The following is an 18,632-nucleotide window of genomic DNA, read 5'->3' as shown; positions in this document are numbered from 1 at the left end:
ATCCTGCCGGGCGACGGTGCCGTTGCGACAGATCAGCCCGCCGCGGCCACCGGGGCGTTGTCGCCCATGCGTTGAGAGGAGTAGCCGATTCCGCGCACCGTCAGAATCAATTCAGGGTTGCGAGGATCGGGCTCGAGCTTGCCGCGCAAGCGGGCCACGTACACGTCCACCACGCGCAGATCGGCCGCACGGCGGGGTGGATAGCCCCAGAGTTGCTCAAGGATCTCGGCGCGGGGGACCACCCGACCAGGTTCACGAAAGAGCAATTCCAAAAGGCTGAATTCCGTGTAGGTGAGGGCGATGCGCTCGCTGCCACGCGTCACCTGGCGGCGATTGGTGTCCACCACCAATTCACCGACCCGAACCACGCCTTGTCCTGTGGGCAGTTCCCGGGGCTCGGCATTTGCCGAACCGCGTCCCACCCGGCGCAGGATAGTGGCGATGCGCGCCTCCAGCTCCTTGGGGCTAAAGGGCTTGGGCAGGTAATCGTCGGCACCGAGATCCAAGCCGGCAACCCGTTCGGAAATGGCTTCCAGGGCTGACAAGAAAATGATCGGCACGCAGGATTCAGCCCGAAGACGGCGGCAGACCGCAAAGCCATCGAGCTTCGGCAGCATCACGTCGAGCACCACCAGATCCGGGGACTCCCGGCTGAACACCTCGAGAGCTTCTTCGCCGTCTTCCGCGCACACCACCCGATAACCAGCAAGCTGAAGACGCATCACCAACACGCGACGAACCGCCGGCTCGTCGTCCACCACAAGCAAAGTTGCCTTCGCTGACGCCGGTCCGCTGTCCACGGGCCCCTGGCCATTTTCAAGCTGGGATGGCCCGCCGGACATCAACCAAATAATGAAGAGATGCAACCCTACCGTTCAACCTGAACGGAATGAGGCCGAAGCACATCCCCAGAAAAAGCCTTTGGCTTCTTTTAAGAATTCCGCGACAAGCGCTTAAGGCCAGCGGGAGCTGGCGTAACGATTCCATTGCTGCTCCGCTTCCAGCAGGGCCTGATCGCTGCTGATCTGACCGAGCATCGCGCGCTGGAGCTGGGTGTAGACAATGCTCTGCAGCCGTTTCACCCCAGGGGTCGACGGCACCAACACCCGCGCGCGATTGAGAACATTGGCCGACAACAAACGAGCCTCTCGGATCTGAGCCTTGTCTGCGCTGGCCGGTTGCTCGGCTTCCAGCTCAGCCCGTACCTGCTCGAGGGCCTGGCGTGAGGAGGGCAGCACCCGCGCCTCCCGTGCGAAACGAGCCTGGTTGGGCCCATTGGTGAGAAACAGGGCCAACTCCACCGCCTCCTGGGCCTGGTCGCTCTGGCGCGGCACCGCCAAGGTCATCAGCGCCACATTGGCCGTTCCGTCATCACCAATGAGCGGCGGCTGGGGCCGGGTGACCGCCGCCACCCCGGGGGCATTGGTCTGGATGTTGCGCAGGGATTCAGCGCCAGTAGCCAGCAGCGCCAGCTCTCCGCTCTGATAAAGCTCGATCGCTCGCCGCTGCCCTTGGCTCACCACTTCCCTCGGCAGCAGCCCCTCCCGGTAGAGATCCGTCCAGAAGGCAAACGCCTTGCGGCCAGCAGGGGTGTTGAAGGCCGCCCGCTGGCGGTCATCGAGCAGAGTCACACCCATCTGCACCATCGACTCCAACAACTCAGCGGAGTCATCCGGCACCACAGTGACGAACAGGCCATAACGCCCGGTTCGTTCGCGGATTGCCCGGGCATAGGCGGGAACGTCCTCCCAGCGCCGAGGCGCCTGCTCCAGGCCGGCCTCGCGTAGCAGGTCGCGGTTCACCAGGCTCAAACGCACCGTGAGGTACCAGGGGATCGCGATCTGGCCGGCCTCTGGATCCTGGGCTGCCGACCAAACCGACGGCAGATAGCGCTCCGCCGCACCCGCAGGCAACAACGGGGTGAGGTCCGTGAGCCCTCCCTTGCTGGCCAGGTTGGCGGCGAAGGGGGGATTGAGATTCACCACATCCGGGGCTGTGCGCGCGAACACCGCGGCCAGCAGCTTGCGCTCCACCGATCCCCAGGGCAGATCGGTCCACCGCACCGGCGCTTCAGGGTGGCCGCTCTCCCAGGCCTTGATCACCGAGGCCATGTAGGGATTGAATTTGGGCGCTAGCTGCAGGGTCCAGAGCTGCAAGGTCCCCTCCGGCGCCGCCGGCCGGCCACATCCCCAGCCAAGCGTGGCCACCCCTGCGAGAGCCAGGCCCACCAGCCATCGCCGCGTTCGCCGTCGTTGCTTGAAAGTCATGCAGGTGCGCGGCGTCGCCAGAGGAGCAGTTGCCAGGATCCGACCATCGGCGCCAACAGTCCAGTGATCAACGCTTGAGCCAGGGTGGTGTGCAGGGCCCAGGCCTGAAGCATCGGCTCAGACGAACCCAGCACCAGCAGCTGCAACCAGAGGCTCAAACCCAGCACCAGGGTGCCGATCCAAGCGAGCAAGCCGATGCTGAGACTGCGCTGAATCGGGGCACCGCGACGGCCCAGGCGGCCCCACCACCATCCCATCAGCACAAGCGCAGGCACCTGGCTGACATCACCCAGGCTGAGGCCGTCGAGCACCAGACCGAGGGCCGCGCCTGCCATCCCCCCCGACACCGGGCCATCAACAAGTGCCCAGGGCAGCAACCAGAGCATCGCCCAGCTGGGCCCGACCCCATCCAGCGCCAGCCAGGAGGGAGCAACCAGCTGGAGCAGGGGGACCAGGAGAGCGGATGCCACGCAAATCGGTTGACGGTGCAAGCGAGCCATGCGTCAGCGCACCTGCACCTGCACCCAGTCGATGGCATCGGGCGGCGCAATCAACTGCACAAGGGCGGTGGGCGCGGGAACGCCGCGGAGATTGACGGACTGCACCACGGCCACCGGCAGGTTGGGGGGAAGCAGGGTGCTGGCCGGGGATGTGCTCACCAGATCACCGGGCCGCACCTGCACATCTTTGTCCAGAAACTGCAGCTGGGGCCGAGCAGTACCCAGACCTGCCAGCAGGCCATGCTGACGGGTTCTCGGCAACCAGACGCCGATACGGCTCCCCGGTGCCGTCAGCAAACGCACCCGACTGGTAGCCGGCGTCACGCTCTGAACGCGACCGATCAACCCACCGGGGCCAATCACCGCATCATCCTTGGCAATGCCATCGAAGGAGCCTTTCCCAAGCTCCAGTTGCTGCCACCAGCCCGATGGCGTGCGCGAAATCACGGCCGCCTGCACCCGATCACCTGTGGACAGCTGATCAAGCTCGAGCAGCCCGCGCAGCCGCGCATTGTCCTGCTCCAACAATTCCAGCCGAGACGCGTCGTTCTGGCGAGCGGCGGACTGAATCCACTCCCGCTGCGCGGACCCCGGCCAGAAAGGCCGGCTGAGCAGAGCAAAAGCATCTGCAAACCCGGCGCCCTTGCTCAGCCGCACCAGCCCGAGAACCGCCAGGAGGATGAACCAGGGCCACAGCCGCTGAAAAGAGCGCAGTCGGGACCCCTGAGGCCACTGGGACAACCCCATGACAATCAGACGGCAGCAGCGGCGCGCACGAACTCAGGGGTGTCCAGCACACGCTGCAGACGCTTGTAATCCTCAAGCACCTGCCCACACCCCTTCACCACGCAGAGCAGGGGCTCCTCGGCGATGTGGGTGAAGATGCCGGTTTCATGGCTGATCAGGTCGCTAATGCCGCGCACCAGTGCCCCGCCTCCAGCCAGCATGATGCCGCGATCCACGATGTCGGCAGCGAGCTCAGGAGGGGTGCGCTCCAGCGTGCGCTTGACCGCTTCCACGATCACATTCAGAGGCTCGGCAATCGCTTCGCGCAGATCACCGGCCTGCAATTGAATCGTGCGCGGGAGACCGGAGAGCAGGTGCAGGCCACGCACATCCATCACGGTCTGGTCGAACTCGTTGTCGGGGAAGGCCGAACCGATCCGAATCTTGATGTCTTCAGCGGTGCGTTCACCCACCACCAGGTTGTGAACCTTCTTCAGATAAACACCGATGGCATCGCTGATTTCATCGCCAGCCACCCGCACCGACTCGCTCAGCACGGTGCCGCCCAGGCTGAGAACAGCCACCTCAGTGGTACCACCGCCAATGTCCACAATCATGGTGCCGACGGGCTCGGTGACCGGCAGGCCGGCTCCGATCGCGGCCGCCACCGGCTCATCGATCAAATGCACTTCCCTGGCACCAGCGAGACCCGCCTCACGAACGGCGCGGCGCTCCACCCCGGTGACACCGCTGGGAATACCGACCACCAGCCGGGGGGCCACGATGCCGCGCCCCTCATTGCCCTTCTGAATAAAGGTTTTGAGCATTTGCTCAGCGGCGTCGAAGTCGGCGATCACACCGTCGCGTAGCGGGCGCACAGCACGGATATTGCCTGGGGTGCGCCCGAGCATCAGCTTGGCCTCATCGCCCACAGCGAGGGTGGCACCCCGCTCGAGATCGAGCGCCACCACGGAAGGTTCCTGCAACACGATGCCCTTGCCTGAAACGTAAATCAGGGTGTTGGCGGTGCCGAGGTCGATGCCGATGTCGCGGGAGAGTTGGAAGCGACGGAAGAGCACTGGCTGAGACTTGGTTCGGCGAATCATAGAGGCAGTTTTCAAGCCCATCTGTTACATCCGCCGATGAAGGTGGAACTCCTAGAAGGCAGCCACGACAACCGTCAGTTCTGACATCCGTGGCGCATCATTGACCCACTAACAGGAGAGATTCAATGGGAGTCAATTCCGTGACCCTGGTCGGCCGTGCCGGCCGCGACCCCGAAGTCCGCTATTTCGAATCGGGCAGCATGGTCGCCAACCTCACCATCGCGGTGAATCGCCGCAGCCGCGACGATGAGCCCGATTGGTTCAATCTGGAGATCTGGGGCAAGCAGGCCCAGGTGGCCGCCGATTACGTGAAAAAAGGGTCCCTTCTTGGGATCATCGGCAGCTTCAAGCTCGACCGCTGGACCGATCGCAACAGCGGTGAGGAGCGCAGCAAACCCGTGGTGCGCGTCGATCGGCTTGAGCTGCTTGGATCCAAACGAGACAGCGAAGCAGCCGCTGGTGGCGGCAGCTTCGGTGGCGGCAGCGCCAGCGACGAGGACGTTCCCTTCTGAGACTCTGTTCAATCGGCGGCGTTGCGGCGCCGCCAGACCCTGAGGCCAAGCCAGATACCGCCAGCGATCACTGCGATCACCAGCAGCACCTTGATGAGCTTGCTGACCGGCTCGATCCAGAGCTCCACATTGCTGTAGCCCTCGCCCAGCACCATGCCGGCAATGGTGAGCAACAGGGTCCAGATCAGACTTCCGGCCGTGGTCCAGATCAGAAAGGGCGTCAGCGGCATCAGCTCAATGCCTGCCGGAACGGAAATCAGGGTGCGGATGCCTGGAACCAGGCGACCCCAGAACACCAGGGCCGTGCCGTAACGGCTGAACCAGCGCCGGCTGCGCGCCAGTTCTTCCGGGCTGATGCCAATCCAGCGGCCATGGCGCCCGAGCCATTGCTCGATGCGCTCCTCATTGATCAGCCTGCCGATGCCATACCAAGGCAGTGCACCAATCACGGTGCCCAGAAGACCGGCAAGCACCACGGGAATGAACTGCAGCTGGCCCTGCTGCACATAGAAGCCCCCGAGGGGCATGATCAGTTCGGAGGGAATGGGCGGAAACAGGTTCTCGAGGAACATGGCCGCAAAGATCGCTCCATACCCAGCCCAGGGATTGGCGGCAACGGCCTGACCGATCCATTCCGGCAGCTGGGTGACGAATTCAGAAAGCCCCATGGAGCCTGCGCACGCTCGCGCAAGTCTTCCATGGGGCACGCTGGTTGCTGATCCGAAGGATCAGTAGCGGTAGTGGTCGGGCTTGTACGGACCCTCCACCGGCACGTTGATGTAATCGGCCTGATCCTTGCTCAGCTCGGTGAGCTTGGCGCCGATGCGATTGAGGTGCAGACGGGCCACCATCTCATCGAGGTGCTTCGGCAGTACATACACCTCCTTGCCGTACTCGTTGCCCTTGGTGAACAGCTCGATCTGAGCCAGCACCTGGTTGGTGAAGGAGTTGCTCATCACGAAGCTGGGGTGCCCGGTGGCGCAGCCGAGATTCACCAGACGGCCTTCAGCCAACAGGATGATCCGGTTGCCGCTGGGCAGGGTGATGTGGTCCACCTGGGGCTTGATGTTCTCCCACTCGTACTCCTTGAGGGACGCGACATCGATCTCGTTGTCGAAGTGGCCGATGTTGCAGACGATGGCCTCGTCCTTCATTCGCTTGAGGTGCTCGTTGCGGATCACCTGGTAGTTGCCGGTGGCGGTCACGAAGATGTCCATCTCCTCCACCACGTCCTCGAGACGGACCACGCGGTAGCCCTCCATGGCCGCCTGCAGGGCACAGATCGGATCCACTTCAGCGATGCACACGGTGGCGCCAAGACCGCGCAGGGACTGGGCTGAGCCCTTGCCCACATCGCCGTAGCCCATCACGAGAGCCTGCTTACCGGCCACCATCACATCGGTGGCGCGCTTGATGCTGTCCACCAGCGACTCGCGGCAGCCGTAGAGGTTGTCGAACTTGCTCTTGGTCACCGAGTCGTTCACGTTGATGGCCGGGAAGGGCAGCTCGCCGCTCTTCTGCATCTTGTAAAGACGGGCCACACCTGTGGTGGTCTCCTCAGTCACGCCCTGAATCTGAGCCTTGGTGCGGCTGTAGAAGCTGGGATCCTGGGCAAGCTTCTTTTTGATCGAAGCGAACAGGAACGTTTCTTCCTCATTGCCAGGGTTATCGAGCACGGTGATGTCCTGCTCGGCCTTGCTGCCCAGCATCACCAGACCGGTGGCATCGCCGCCGTCATCCAGGATCATGTTGGGGGAGCCACCGTCGCTCCACTCAAGGATGCGGTGGGTGTAATCCCAGTACTCCTCGAGGGTCTCGCCCTTGACGGCGAACACCGGGATATCACGGGCAGCCATGGCGGCCGCCGCATGATCCTGGGTGGAAAAGATGTTGCAAGAGGCCCAGCGCACCTCAGCACCAAGCTCCACCAGAGTCTCGATCAGACAGGCGGTCTGAATGGTCATGTGCAGGGAGCCGGCGATGCGAGCCCCCTTCAGCGGTTTCTCACTGCCGTACTTCTCACGCAGGGCCATCAGGCCGGGCATCTCGGTTTCGGCGATGTCCAGCTCCTTCCGGCCGAACTCCGCCTGATTGATGTCCGCGATGACGTAGTCCTGTGCGACCTGCAGGCCGGTCGTTGCCGAGGGTGTTGCCACCATGTTGAAACGCTCCCAGGGGAGAATGTGAACGGGAATCTCTGCGGAGTCTCCGAGGCTTCGGGCTCGCGTGTGGCGCAATCTACCGATCGGACCTGGACCCTGAAGGATCTCGAGGCGACGCGCGCCCTCGGGCAGTGGCTGGCAGGTGAGGAGAAACGGCCCGCACTACTGCTGTTGAAAGGAGAGCTCGGAGCCGGCAAAACCTCGCTGGTGCAGGGCATCGCCGTGGCCCTCGGCATTGAAGAACCGATTACCAGCCCCACCTTTGCCCTCTCGCAGCATTACCCCCAGGGGCAGCCACCGCTGGTGCATCTCGATCTCTACCGGCTGGAGCTTGCCGCCGCGGCCGACGACCTCTTTCTTCAGGAAGAAGAAGAAGCCCGGAGCCTCGGTGCGCTGCTGGTGGTGGAGTGGCCCGAACGCCTCAGCCTGGCGTTACCGGAAGCCTGGACCCTGAAACTGGCGCATCGGCCGGAGGGTGGACGCGAGGCAGCACTGACAGGACCGAACCTGCCTCCAGCGCCAGCAGGAGTGGAGATGTCAAGATCCGACGTGCCGTGATCACCCCCGCCCGTGGACTGCCTCTGCCTCGGCTTGCTGTGCGCTGATCTGGTATGCCATCCGGTGCCTTCGCTGCCGGAGCAAGGGCAGCTGATGGAAACCGAACGCATGGAGCTCAGCCTGGGGGGCTGCGCCGCCAACACCGCCTTCGATCTGGCCAGGCTGGGCGTGAGCACCGGGATCAGCGGTTGCGTTGGCGACGACGTGCTGGCCGACTTCATCGTTGCAACCCTGGATGCTGCGGGGGTGGACACCCGCGGGGTGGTGCGCTCGGCGGCCGTGGCCACGGCCTCCACCGCGGTGATCAACGTGCGCGATCAGGACCGGCGCTTCATTTCCTATGCCGGAGCTAACACGGCCATGACCGCGGCGGCGATTCCAGAGGGGCTGCTGGAGTCGGCCAGCGTTCTTTACATCGGCGGTTTTCTGATGCTGGACGGCCTCGAGAGCGACGCCATGCTCCAGCGCCTGACGCAGGCCAGGGAGGCCGGCACCCGCATCCTTCTTGATCTGGTGCAGGTGGACGATGCCGATGCCATGGAGCGCCTGCAACGGGTGCTTCCTTACACCGATGTTTTTCTCCCCAACAACGACGAAGCTGCTTTGCTCACTGGCTTCAGCGATCCCTGGGAGCAAGCCGAAGCCTTCCGCGCCGCGGGCGCCCGCACCGTGGTGATCACCGAAGGGGAACGGGGGGCTCATCTGATGAACGAGCAGTTCAAACTGCGCGTCGGCGCTTACGACACCGACTACCAAGGCGGCACCGGCGCCGGCGATGCCTTTGATGCAGGCTTCATCGCCGCACTGCTCCAGGGGCATGACCTGCCCACCTGCCTGCGCTGGGGCAGCGCCCTCGGCGCCAGCTGCGTGCGCAGCACATCGGCCACCGGCAGCGTGTTCAACCGGGAGGAGGCCCTCCAGTTCATGGAACGCCACGCGATCACGGTTGAGCGCTGCTGAGCTGCGCGAACACGGGCTTGAGCGCGGGGTACAGCTGTTTGTAAAGAGCATGACGTTCCTGCAGGCGCGGTGCCTCAGGTCCTGGGAACAACGGCGGAGCAACCGTCACCCAGGCTTCACAAGCGTCGCCCACGTTGGCGAACGCGCCTGCACCCACCGCGGCCAGCAGGGCCGCGCCGTAGGCCGTGGCATCCACCGTGGCGGTGAGCGCCACCGGGCAGCCCAAGAGATCGGCGCAGAGCTGGCGCCAGAGCGCGCTGCGCACGCCTCCTCCAGACAAATGCACGCAGCGGGGATCCAGACCGGCCTCCCGCAGAAGACCAAAGCAATCGCTCAACCCGTGGGTCACCCCCTCCAGCACAGCCCGGGCGAAATGACGACGGTCATGGCGCTGATCCAGGCCGATGAAACACCCCCTGGCACTGGCATCGGCATGGGGGGTGCGCTCACCGGAGAGATAGGGCAGGAAAAACAGATCCTCGGCACCGGCTGCAATGCCGGCCGCCATGGCCTCAATGTGCTCAAACGCATCGTCATCACTGAGGTCTGGCGTGATCGCGCGCCGGAACCAATCGAGGCTGCCCGCACCGCTGAGCATCACCCCCATCAGGAACCAGGTGCCGGGGGCTGCATGGCAGAAAGCGTGGAGCCGCCCCTCGTCTGCACTGCGCCAGCGTTGCATCGGTGCAGCCACCACACCACTGGTTCCCAGCACAGCACCAGCCGAGCCCTCATGCACCAACCCACAGCCGAGAGCCGCCGCCGCCTGATCCCCCGCACCCGCCACCACGGGGGTGCCCGGCCGAAGGCCGATCAGCGCTGAGGCCTGCGCTGACACCTGGCCCACCACCGCCGCACTCTCCACGGCCTCAGGCCACCAGGATCTCGGCAGTTTGAGGTCGGCGAGCAGCGCATCCGACCAGCGCCGTTGGGCGCAATCGAACACAGCTGTGCCACTGGCATCGGAGACATCAGTACCCATCGTTCCGGTGAGCCGAAACCGAATCCAGTCCTTGGGCAGCAGCACCGTGGCGATGCGTGCGAAAGCCTCGGGCTCGTGCTCGCGCATCCAGAGCAACTTGGGGGCCGTGAACCCGGGCAGCATGCGATTGCCGGTGCAGGCCAGCAGATGCGCCAGTCCGAGGTGCTCTTCCACAGCGCGGCACTGGAGTTCACAGCGCCCGTCATTCCAGAGTTGGGCCGGTCGGATGCACTCGCCCTGGGCATCGAGAGCCACCAGTCCGTGCATCTGTCCGGCGAGACCGACCGCATCGATCGCCCCGGGATCGAGACGGGCCTCCGCAAGAGCCGCAGCCACGGCCTGGAGGGTGCTGCGCCACCAATCCTCAGGGTCTTGCTCGCTCCATCCCGCCCGCGGCACCACGGGGCGATGGTCGCCATGCCCCACAGCGCACACCGTCCCAGCGGCATCAACCACCAGCGCTTTCGTGGCACTGGTGCCCAGATCAATGCCCAGAACAGCCATGGCTACACCTGCTCCAGGAACCCCAGCACCCGGGACGGCAGCGGCTGGGGATCAATGCCACCGGCACCAGCGCAGACCAGGGCACCGCAGGCGGCGGCATAGCGCACCACCGCTTGCACCCCAGCTGCATCCAGCGTCTGAGGCTGACCTTCCACCGGCGACAGAGACACCAATTGATGCAACAAGCCGGCGGTGAAGGCATCACCAGCGCCGGTGGTGTCCACCACCTGAGGCGGGGCCAGCACCGCCATCGCGCCGCAGTGACCAGCGATGCACCAGCGCACGGGGTCACCGCCATCAGTCACAACCACATCCGGACGCCGGGGCAGGGCCGCACTGATCTGATCAGGCGTACTGGTGTGAAACAGCCACTCCGCTTCTTCCCGGGCCAGCTTGAGCAGATCGGCCTTCTGCACCAGAGGCTGCATCAGCGCGAGCGCCTGGGCATCGGGTCCAGCCCCGGGATCAGCACCTGGATCCCAAAAGGTGGGGCGCCAGTTCACGTCCAAAGCCACCCGCACGTCATCGCGCTCGGCCTGCGCCACCAGCGAGCGCAGGGCCGCCGCCGATGGAGCACTGGCCAGCGGGATGGTGCCGATCAGCAGCCAGCGCGCCCGTTCCGCCAACGCCGGCCAGTGCGGATCCAAGGCAGCCTGATCCAGGAACTGGTCAGCGAAACCGGCACCACGATCACCGGCAAAACCTTGAAACACCCGTTCACCACTGGCATCGCGGCGCACCAGCACCACCCGTGAGGGCCGCTGATCGTCGAACTGCAGGCCACGCAGATCCACCCCCCGATCCCTCAGTAGTTCCAGAAAGCTGTCGCTGATCGCATCGCGGCCCAAGCGCCCGATGAAGGCCACGGAGGTTCCCAACCGGGCCAGCGCACAGGCCACGTTGGCCGGTGCACCGCCAAGGCGGTCGTCGCAATCACCGGGCATCGCCGTGGCCGGATCCCCGCCCAGGGGGCCGAGGCGATCCACCAAGGCTTCTCCCACGCAAAGCACTTGCGGAGGCGAACTCACCATCAAACGTGCTGCAGATTTCTGCAGGGTGGCCAAGGATCACCATGCCGTCAGTTGATTGCTTCACAGGAACCCAATCGCCTGAATCAACAGTGAGACACTTCTCTGACTACCGATGCAGTCCGGGCCATGGCGACGGAACGGATCCAACAACCGCAACGATCAAGCGGCTTATGGATCCTGATCCAGGTGCTGATGATTGGTCTCGGGGCGTACTACATCACGTCCATCGCCAGACCCGGCCGTACTGACGCCGACATCATTGTTGGAACGCTGGCTGGCCTGCACAACCTCACGCTCTTCTTCTGGGATCAAGACCGACTCGCCAACCTCACCGCTCTGCTGATCTCCCCGTTTCGAAGCATCTCCACCGCGATCTATGCCTACACCGCGGTGCAAGCGGCTTATTTCTCAGGCCTGGTGTTCATCATTTGCGGCTTGATGCATGCCCGCCGATCCACACGCCTGATCGCTTTCATCGCCGCCATGGCAATCCTGGGGCAATGGATTCCAGAGAAACAACTGTTTGTTTTCGCCAAACACGCCCAGCCCTATGCCGTCTCAACATTGGCTGTGCTGGCGGCTTACGTCTTACCGCTGAAAGTGAAGCAACGTCTGAGCCTCATCGCTGGCCAAATCAGCCTGATGTTGATGGCTCTACTGTTAAATCCTTTATCAGGCTTTCTGGCACTAACCCTGCCACTTTCGTCCGTCATTCTCTGCCGACGCGAACAACGGCGTCGAGCCATATTGTCAGCAGCAGGATGGATTGGGTTGTTGATTGGCACCATCCTGACCACGCGATGGATTCAGCAAATCTATCGCCAACGCATGAACGTTGTTGCAACACCTTTGTCGTTGAATCCTGGTCAAATTCCAGATGGATTGGCAGTTGCCTGGGAGCGCCTTCTCAAATCCTATGACGATCAAACCTTCGCACTGATAGCGCTTGGCCTCATGATCACCTACGCGGTGGTTTGCTGGATCTGGGAGAGCTTCTTGATCACCCACACCAAGAGTTCTGAAGCAAACACTGATTCAGGGACAATGGTGGGCTGGGCGATCACCCTGAATACCACCACCCTCCTGCTCATCGCCGCATCGGTGTGGGTGCAGGCCTTTGGATACCCCCTCCGCTACTTCTTCCCGATTTATTTATTAGCGATCACGGCGTGCGTCAAAACCACAGGTGATCTAGCAACGGCGGCTCAAAACTGGATCAATCACCATCCCCAATCCCAACGGTTCATGCAGGTCACCCTCGGCGCCCTGGGCAGCGCTGCACTGATCACAGGCTTGAGCCACGAGGCCCAACCAATCGCGCCACCACTCATGGCCTACACAGAAATCCGACGTGTTCAGCCGGTGTTCGACTATCTCGAACAGAGCAAGCTGCAATCGTCAGCGATCGGCGGCAATTTTGGCCTCAGCTGGGCTCTCTATGCCTACTCCCTTGAACAGAACAGACCGATCCCAACCGTTTCGGGGCGCTCCACATTCGACCCCGCTTCACAGGTTCAACATCAAGCCTTCGCCAACCAGATCCTGAGTGGGCAACCAGCCGATTTCTACTGCCTCAGGCGTCGCAAAAACGACCCCAATGAGTGCAGGGACTGGGTGCAGCACAAACTCAATATTCACTCGCCCGACAATCTCAACTGGACGGTCAGCGAGTCCACGGTGATCACCATTCCCAATGAGGGCAAACGGCCAACAACGATCCTGAAGTTTCGCAGTGAGCCTCAGCCAAAACCCGACGCCGTCACCCCAGAACGTTGAGCAGGGCCTCGATGATGCGGGCATTGGCCGCCGGGAAGGGAAAGTTGCCGAGCTCCTCGGGCTTTACCCAGCGCACCTGCTGACTGGCCAACGGCTGGGGCTCACCCGACAGCCAGCGGCAGAGGTGCACGATGAAGCGCAACTTCTTGTGGCTGTAGGCGTGGTCGACGGTGATCAGTTCCTGATCCACGGCCACGTCAATCGCCAGCTCCTCCTGGAGCTCCCGGGCAATGGTGTCGGTGATGGCTTCGCCAGGCTCCTGCTTTCCCCCCGGGAATTCCCAGAGTCCACCGAGCAGGCCCTCGTTGAGGCGCTGATCAATCAGCACCTCGCCCGCCTGATTGAGCACCACACCCACACCGATCACGGAGAACGGAAGGCTGCGGGGTGCATCGGTCACGGGATAGGCCTCGGGAGTGCCGGCAGCGTAAGCAGCGCAGTGGTCACGCCAGGGGCACCTCGGGCAACTGGGATTGCGGGGCGTGCAAAGCGTGGCCCCCAGATCCATCAGAGCCTGGTTGCAGTCGCGGGCTCGACCAGGCGTGGCCGCGATCAACGCCTCGCTCCACAGCCAGAACTGCGCCTGAGCCCGCATCGGCGGCGTGGGATGGGCCTGGAGCCGAGCGAGCACGCGCCGCACATTGCCATCCAGAATCGCCAAAGGACTGTTGAAGGCCGATGAGAGGATGCCTCCAGCGGTGCTGCGGCCAATCCCCGGCAAGGCCAACCAAGTTTCGAGATCGCTTGGCCAACCCCTGGGTTCGGCGCCACCCGCCCCCATCGCCACCAACACTCCAGCGGCCACCTTCAAGCGCCTCGCCCGGGAGTAATACCCCAGACCCTGCCAGCTCAGGAGCACAGCCTGTTCCTCCGCTTCGGCCAGATCCTCGAGCCGGGGAAAGCGTTCCATCCAGCGTGCCCAGTAAGGAAGCACCACCTGAAGCTGGGTCTGTTGCAGCATCACCTCGGCAATCCAGATGCCATAGGGAGACAGCACCTCATCAGGCCGTGGCCAGGTTTGATCCGCAGTAACCATCCAGGGTTTCTGCTCCGGATCCCGGCGGCCATGGGCCTGCCACCAAGAGAGCAGAGCGCGTGCGCGTGGATCCATCAGAACCAACCCGGAGCCGCCATCGCCACGCCGAGATAGGTGCCGATGGCATAGCCCAGCAGCCCAAGCGCCACCCCGGGCACGGCGAGATCATCCCGTTCGAGGCTGGTGGCCAAAGCCAGGGCCGTGCTCGGACCACCGATCGCCGCTTGGGAAGCCACCAACACCTCGGCCATCGGCACTCGGCAGCGCGCCAGCGCCAGCACCACCACAGCGTGCATGCCCACCACGATGGCGGCGTAGACAAGAATCCAGAGGCCTTCGCTGAACACACCGGCCAGGGGGGTGCTCAACCCCACCACTGCAAAAAACGGTTGGATCAAGAGCTGGCCGCAGTCTGGACAGGATCGGCGCGTCCTCGGTCCTGGCAACTGCGCTGCCAACACAGCCACCGTGGTGAGCACGAGGATGAACGGCACGCCAACCCCGATCCACGCCAGTCCCTGGCTGAGTCCATGGCTCAGCCCAACGGCGCCCAAACCCCAGAGCAGCGCCAACAGCCAGTCACGCCCTGCTGGCTGGGCCTGTGTGGTTGGCGGCGAGAGGGCCAACGGCTGCGGCGTTCGCGCTGATGCAATGAGGCGATTCCTGCGGCCAAGGCCCATGCTCAACGCGAACCAGAGCGTGAACACAATCTGATCAGCGGCTGTCGCCAGAGTCAGCAACGCATCCGGCGGGGACAAAATCCGTCCCACCGCCACAAGATTGAGGCTGCCGCCGGAAAACGTTGCGGTGTAAAGGCCCATGAGATCGGAACGCTGATCGCCGAGGGGTTGCGCCAGCGCAACGGCACCCACCACCACGCCCACCACGGTGGCCAACACAACAACGCCAAAGAGGAGCAGCAAAGGCCGGGCCCGCTGCAACAAGGTTTTCAACCTGATGGCGAGCAACAACTCAGCGATGGCCAGCGACGTCAGTGGCCCGCTGATCCAGCCTGAAATCCGCGCGTCCGGTTGCCAGCCGAGGCCATTGCGGACCGCCACACCGAGCAAGAGCACCAGCATCGTGACGCCCAGCCTCTGGCCCCAAAGCCATCGGCGCGACAGCCACCAACCCAGGGCCGTCAGCCCGGCGATTCCCAAGAAAGACAAAAGCCTGGTTGGGCAACAGACAGGCTCATCATGATGAAACGGTGGCCTCAACCAACGCAGCAAACGCGATGCGACCGAACTGGATGCAATGGATGGTCGTGCAGGCCTTCTTCTGCATGAACCTGGTATGCGTGATTGGGTATGCGATTGCTGCTGGCGATTTGGCCACACAGCTTGACCTCTCGCCAGAACAGTTGGGACTGATCGGTGGTGCCTACTTTGTTGCCTATTCCCTCTCCCAACTCGTCCTTGGCCTGCTGCTGACCTGCGTTCCATTGCGTCCACTGATCGGCGGCACCGCTGTCATGGCAGCGATCGGAGCCTGGGGAATGGTCACGGCCGGATCGTTCCTGTCGTTGCTGTGGGCACGTGTGCTCCTGGGTATCGGATTCGGCATGGCCTTCGTGGGCGTGGTGCATGTGATCGGGAGGATCTATCCCAAGCGCTTCCCACTGATGCTCAATATCAGCCAGAGCGCAGCCAATGGTGCCGGTGCCTTGGTTGGGTTGTTCGCCTTCTTACCCGTGGTGCACACGCCATCACGCCTGTTCAGTCTTTGCACCGCGATCCTGCTGATCCTGGCTGTGCTGATGCTTCTCCTGCTTGGAGACTTGGGGAATGGCACGAATCCCGCCCCAACACAACCACAGGGATGGCACGCGATCACGGCAGGCTTGGGCGAGTGTCTTGGCAGCCTCTCGTTCTGGGTTGGAACCCTCTATTTCCTTGGCCTGTTCTCTTGCTTCCTGGCCCTTGAGGATCTCTGGAACATTCGCTTTCAGATCAATGTCTTTGCCCTCAAGGCCGATCTTGCGGCCACGATCAATGCCATGCCTGTGATTGGCCTGGCCTTTGGTGGGGTGATCAGTGGCGTCTGGGCTGAGCGCACTGGCCTGCAGCGGCCAGCCCGATGGTTCTCCGTTCTGGCGTTGCTGATGATGATGCTTTTGATCAGTGTGCGGCTCAGCGAAGGGGTCGCCTTTGTGGTGCTGTTCTTGCTTGGCTTTGGCCTGGGAGCAGCACCCCTTGGACTTGCATTTGTGCGACAGCAGCTCTCCGAGCGCGCTGCGTTGGTGGCATCTCCGCTGCTGCTCACCGTTGTCTTCATGGGGGCTGGGGCCTTGATGGCAGGGGTGGGACAGGAGCTTGCGGATGACTCCGTGCTCTCGTTCAGCCTCTACCAAGAAGCGATGACAGCCTTCATCGTTCCAGTGGCGATTGCAGTGGGTCTTGGCTGTCGGATCCGGTCCCCATCCCATTCAGGAACAACGCCCTGAATCATCCAAGAGGGATGAAAGCTGGATCGTCGGATTGGCCCTTGCCCTTGCCTTGCTGGTAGAGGTCAGACAATTGTTGGTAGGTATCCCTTAAAGCCGAGGCGCGCTGTTCGAACGCGGTGCGATCACTTGGAGCGCAATTCTCAATCAGATCGCAGATGCCATAGCCCGTCCAGTAACTGTTCTCGCGGGCATAACCACCAGGCTCATGTTTGAACACTTCCTTTAAAATGTTGAGATCGTGCCCGATTTTGAAGGAGTCTCGCGAGTCTTCGTGGCTGAAAAAGTAATAGAAGTTGTCGAAGCCAGCCCAGGTGATCGCCGACGAGCAGAGCGGGCACGGCTCGTGAGTGGCAAGGAACAACACATCACTGGGCGCGACGTGCTGTTCCCTTGGAGAGGCGTAATAGTGGTTAATCGTCTGCACTTCAGCATGAAACAAAGGATTCAATGTTTCCTGATTGGTGTCAGCGATGATCGTGGATAAATCATGCTTATTCAGCATCGCTGCGCCAAAGAGCTTGTTGCCTTTGACGACCTCCCGTGCTGTGAGGGGAACAATTTCATGCTCCATCACCTCGAGAAGACGATGAATGAGCTGCGGGTTGGGCGTGGCTTTCTGCCCTGGGCGTTGATCTGATGCCATGACGATGGACCGGGGCAATCCCAGCGCGATCGAACTCAAGCGTGCCAGTGAAACTGACCGTTGTCAGTCCACCCACTGCAGAGCAGCCACCAGCATCGCTGCCGGCTTAAGAGCTCCGTTCTCTTCCTGGGCGAGGTCGAGGCAGTTGTTCACGATCAGGAAGGCATCGCCTCCTGGTGGCCCGAGGGCATAGGCCGCAGGAATCCAAACACCAGCTGAATTGGCCGCTGCCAAAAGAATCCTGCTCACGCTGGGCACGGCCGTGGGCTGCAAGTAAACAAGCGCTGGAACGGAGCCATCACTGGAAACGCTGCGATAAAAACTTCGCTCCAACCCTTTGACTGGCTCCAGCGTGTTGAGAAAAGACGCCGAGCCGTAGGCGGAGCACTTGGGGCCCGAATCGGCGCAATCCGCCGCTTGGCCATCCGTGCGCACAGCGATTTCCGAGCGCCTCCACACAGGGGGCAAGCGGGTAGGCGACCCGCTCATTCGGCGCTGCAGCTCCTTGGGGCTGAGGCGATTGAGTGCCTGGCTTTCTGCCTGATCAATCAGGATCGTGAGCGTCTGTTGGGCTTTCAGAAAAGCCTGGGGATCTTTGGTGGGATCCGGCACTCGGAACTGACCCTGCCCATCGCGAAAAGCAGGCATCAGGTCAGCGATGCCCTGCTTGCTCGCAAGCTGGCGCTCCAGATCACTGGACCCCATGGCTAATGCCGGCAGGCTTGGCACGAACGTGATCCAGAGGACGACCAGCAGCAGAACCAGACGACGACCCATGGGATGCCCCAAAACAGCAGCATTTTGCCCCCATTCCCTCCCCCGCGCTTGCTCTCATTCAGCAGGAGGGCTCAACCCGATGGGAACCGGCGTCGCGGTGGAACAGGCCGCTCAGATAGTGCTGAACCACGGCACGATCCTTGCAACCCTGCTGAAACAGGAAGCCGGCGATGGCGGACTGCACCAGCCGGTACTGATCCCATTGGGGGTGCTCCTCGATGAACACCCCCATGGCGCGATGCAAATCCTCGGGCATCTGGTTTTCCACACTCACATGGGCCGGTATCGCATCAGGCGTCTCGTGCAACTCAGACCTTCGTTGTCAACGACACCATCACGACACGGAACCTGCAGTGATGTCAAAAAACCGGACTCACTTCGACTTGCTCGCTCTGAAACCAGACAAAGGCTGTCCAGCACTGGCTTCAGCCGCAGCATCAGTGTCAACGAACACAGCACACAATCGTTTTTGCTCTTCCCGTCAAGGGGAAAGCTGCTTTTCCCCTGCCGCCAGACCAAGGCCTCCCCTGGTCCACGATCCGCGCGAACAGGCCTGTGGAAAAGCTGTGAAAAACGTTCGGGTTGGCGTGGAGTTGCCGTCTGTTCACCGCTCCTGATCAATGCAGCACAACCCACGAGCAAG

At 62.7% G+C, this 18,632-nt stretch carries 19 protein-coding genes; 5 read left to right on the top strand and 14 right to left on the bottom strand.

Annotated elements, in window-relative coordinates:
* Nucleotides 1-32: 32 nt before the first annotated feature.
* The 5 genes from rpaB to SynPROS71_RS00940 form a co-directional block, all read right to left on the bottom strand.
* Nucleotides 33-842: a response regulator transcription factor RpaB gene (gene rpaB, locus SynPROS71_RS00960; RefSeq protein ID WP_186596066.1), complete on the bottom strand. Its 810-nt coding sequence runs from the start codon at nt 840-842 to the stop codon at nt 33-35.
* Between the two features lie 111 nt (nt 843-953).
* Complete coding sequence (locus SynPROS71_RS00955) at nt 954-2,267, bottom strand: ABC transporter substrate-binding protein (RefSeq protein WP_186596064.1); 1,314 nt, start codon at nt 2,265-2,267, stop codon at nt 954-956.
* On the bottom strand, nt 2,264-2,767 hold the full coding sequence (locus SynPROS71_RS00950; RefSeq protein WP_186596062.1) for a rod shape-determining protein MreD: 504 nt from the start codon (nt 2,765-2,767) through the stop codon (nt 2,264-2,266). The genes SynPROS71_RS00955 and SynPROS71_RS00950 overlap by 4 nt, the downstream gene beginning before the upstream one ends.
* 3 nt (nt 2,768-2,770) lie before the next feature.
* The gene (gene mreC, locus SynPROS71_RS00945) at nt 2,771-3,514 is read right to left on the bottom strand and encodes a rod shape-determining protein MreC (protein ID WP_186596060.1); all 744 of its coding nucleotides are present in this window, start codon (nt 3,512-3,514) and stop codon (nt 2,771-2,773) included.
* A gap of 5 nt (nt 3,515-3,519) precedes the next feature.
* Nucleotides 3,520-4,572 (bottom strand): rod shape-determining protein, encoded by a 1,053-nt coding sequence (locus tag SynPROS71_RS00940; protein WP_304623128.1) that lies wholly within the window; start codon nt 4,570-4,572, stop codon nt 3,520-3,522.
* 152 nt (nt 4,573-4,724) lie between these two features.
* Between SynPROS71_RS00940 and SynPROS71_RS00935 the strand changes: the two genes are divergently transcribed.
* Nucleotides 4,725-5,111, top strand: a complete 387-nt coding sequence (locus SynPROS71_RS00935; RefSeq protein WP_186596058.1) for a single-stranded DNA-binding protein — start codon at nt 4,725-4,727, stop codon at nt 5,109-5,111.
* Between the two features lie 8 nt (nt 5,112-5,119).
* Here the strand turns inward: SynPROS71_RS00935 and SynPROS71_RS00930 are convergent, their stop codons facing one another.
* Nucleotides 5,120-5,779, bottom strand: coding sequence for a DedA family protein (locus SynPROS71_RS00930; RefSeq protein WP_186596057.1), 660 nt, complete (start codon nt 5,777-5,779; stop codon nt 5,120-5,122).
* A gap of 60 nt (nt 5,780-5,839) precedes the next feature.
* The gene (gene ahcY / locus SynPROS71_RS00925; RefSeq protein ID WP_186596056.1) at nt 5,840-7,270 is read right to left on the bottom strand and encodes an adenosylhomocysteinase; all 1,431 of its coding nucleotides are present in this window, start codon (nt 7,268-7,270) and stop codon (nt 5,840-5,842) included.
* 69 nt (nt 7,271-7,339) lie between these two features.
* Here ahcY and tsaE point away from each other — a divergent pair, with 69 nt between their 5' ends.
* Both tsaE and SynPROS71_RS00915 read left to right on the top strand, forming a co-directional pair.
* Entirely contained in the window at nt 7,340-7,831 is a 492-nt protein-coding gene (gene tsaE, locus SynPROS71_RS00920) for a tRNA (adenosine(37)-N6)-threonylcarbamoyltransferase complex ATPase subunit type 1 TsaE (protein WP_255442256.1), read from the top strand.
* 12 nt (nt 7,832-7,843) lie between these two features.
* Complete coding sequence (locus SynPROS71_RS00915; RefSeq protein ID WP_186596051.1) at nt 7,844-8,791, top strand: carbohydrate kinase family protein; 948 nt, start codon at nt 7,844-7,846, stop codon at nt 8,789-8,791.
* Here SynPROS71_RS00915 and xylB read toward each other — a convergent pair.
* Both xylB and SynPROS71_RS00905 read right to left on the bottom strand, forming a co-directional pair.
* Entirely contained in the window at nt 8,772-10,277 is a 1,506-nt protein-coding gene (gene xylB, locus SynPROS71_RS00910) for a xylulokinase (RefSeq protein ID WP_186596050.1), read from the bottom strand. The genes SynPROS71_RS00915 and xylB overlap by 20 nt on opposite strands.
* A 2-nt stretch (nt 10,278-10,279) precedes the next feature.
* On the bottom strand, nt 10,280-11,308 hold the full coding sequence (locus tag SynPROS71_RS00905; RefSeq protein WP_186597795.1) for a carbohydrate kinase: 1,029 nt from the start codon (nt 11,306-11,308) through the stop codon (nt 10,280-10,282).
* 126 nt (nt 11,309-11,434) lie between these two features.
* Between SynPROS71_RS00905 and SynPROS71_RS00900 the strand changes: the two genes are divergently transcribed.
* The gene (locus tag SynPROS71_RS00900; protein WP_186596049.1) at nt 11,435-13,084 is read left to right on the top strand and encodes a hypothetical protein; all 1,650 of its coding nucleotides are present in this window, start codon (nt 11,435-11,437) and stop codon (nt 13,082-13,084) included.
* On the opposite strand, the gene mutT is transcribed toward SynPROS71_RS00900, so the two are convergent.
* The gene (gene mutT / locus SynPROS71_RS00895) at nt 13,068-14,195 is read right to left on the bottom strand and encodes an 8-oxo-dGTP diphosphatase MutT (protein ID WP_186596048.1); all 1,128 of its coding nucleotides are present in this window, start codon (nt 14,193-14,195) and stop codon (nt 13,068-13,070) included. The genes SynPROS71_RS00900 and mutT overlap by 17 nt on opposite strands.
* Nucleotides 14,195-15,289: a DUF819 family protein gene (locus SynPROS71_RS00890; RefSeq protein WP_370586833.1), complete on the bottom strand. Its 1,095-nt coding sequence runs from the start codon at nt 15,287-15,289 to the stop codon at nt 14,195-14,197. Before SynPROS71_RS00890 ends, mutT begins: the two co-directional genes overlap by 1 nt.
* A 41-nt stretch (nt 15,290-15,330) precedes the next feature.
* On the opposite strand from SynPROS71_RS00890, the gene SynPROS71_RS00885 reads away from it, so the two are divergent.
* Nucleotides 15,331-16,566 (top strand): MFS transporter, encoded by a 1,236-nt coding sequence (locus tag SynPROS71_RS00885; RefSeq protein ID WP_222929538.1) that lies wholly within the window; start codon nt 15,331-15,333, stop codon nt 16,564-16,566.
* 1 nt (nt 16,567) lies between these two features.
* Here the strand turns inward: SynPROS71_RS00885 and SynPROS71_RS00880 are convergent, their stop codons facing one another.
* From SynPROS71_RS00880 to SynPROS71_RS00870, 3 genes are all read right to left on the bottom strand, one after another.
* On the bottom strand, nt 16,568-17,140 hold the full coding sequence (locus tag SynPROS71_RS00880) for a deaminase (protein ID WP_255442255.1): 573 nt from the start codon (nt 17,138-17,140) through the stop codon (nt 16,568-16,570).
* Nucleotides 17,141-17,275: 135 nt separating this feature from the next.
* The gene (locus SynPROS71_RS00875) at nt 17,276-17,989 is read right to left on the bottom strand and encodes a hypothetical protein (protein ID WP_186596043.1); all 714 of its coding nucleotides are present in this window, start codon (nt 17,987-17,989) and stop codon (nt 17,276-17,278) included.
* Nucleotides 17,990-18,047: 58 nt separating this feature from the next.
* Entirely contained in the window at nt 18,048-18,275 is a 228-nt protein-coding gene (locus SynPROS71_RS00870; RefSeq protein WP_186597793.1) for a DUF2811 domain-containing protein, read from the bottom strand.
* Between the last annotated feature and the right edge of the window lie 357 nt (nt 18,276-18,632).

It is taken from the genome of Synechococcus sp. PROS-7-1 (assembly GCF_014279795.1).
In the GTDB taxonomy this organism is placed as follows: Bacteria; Cyanobacteriota; Cyanobacteriia; order PCC-6307; family Cyanobiaceae; genus Synechococcus_C.
Note: the sequence above shows the minus strand (reverse complement) of the source record. Positions and strands in the feature narration are given on the sequence as shown.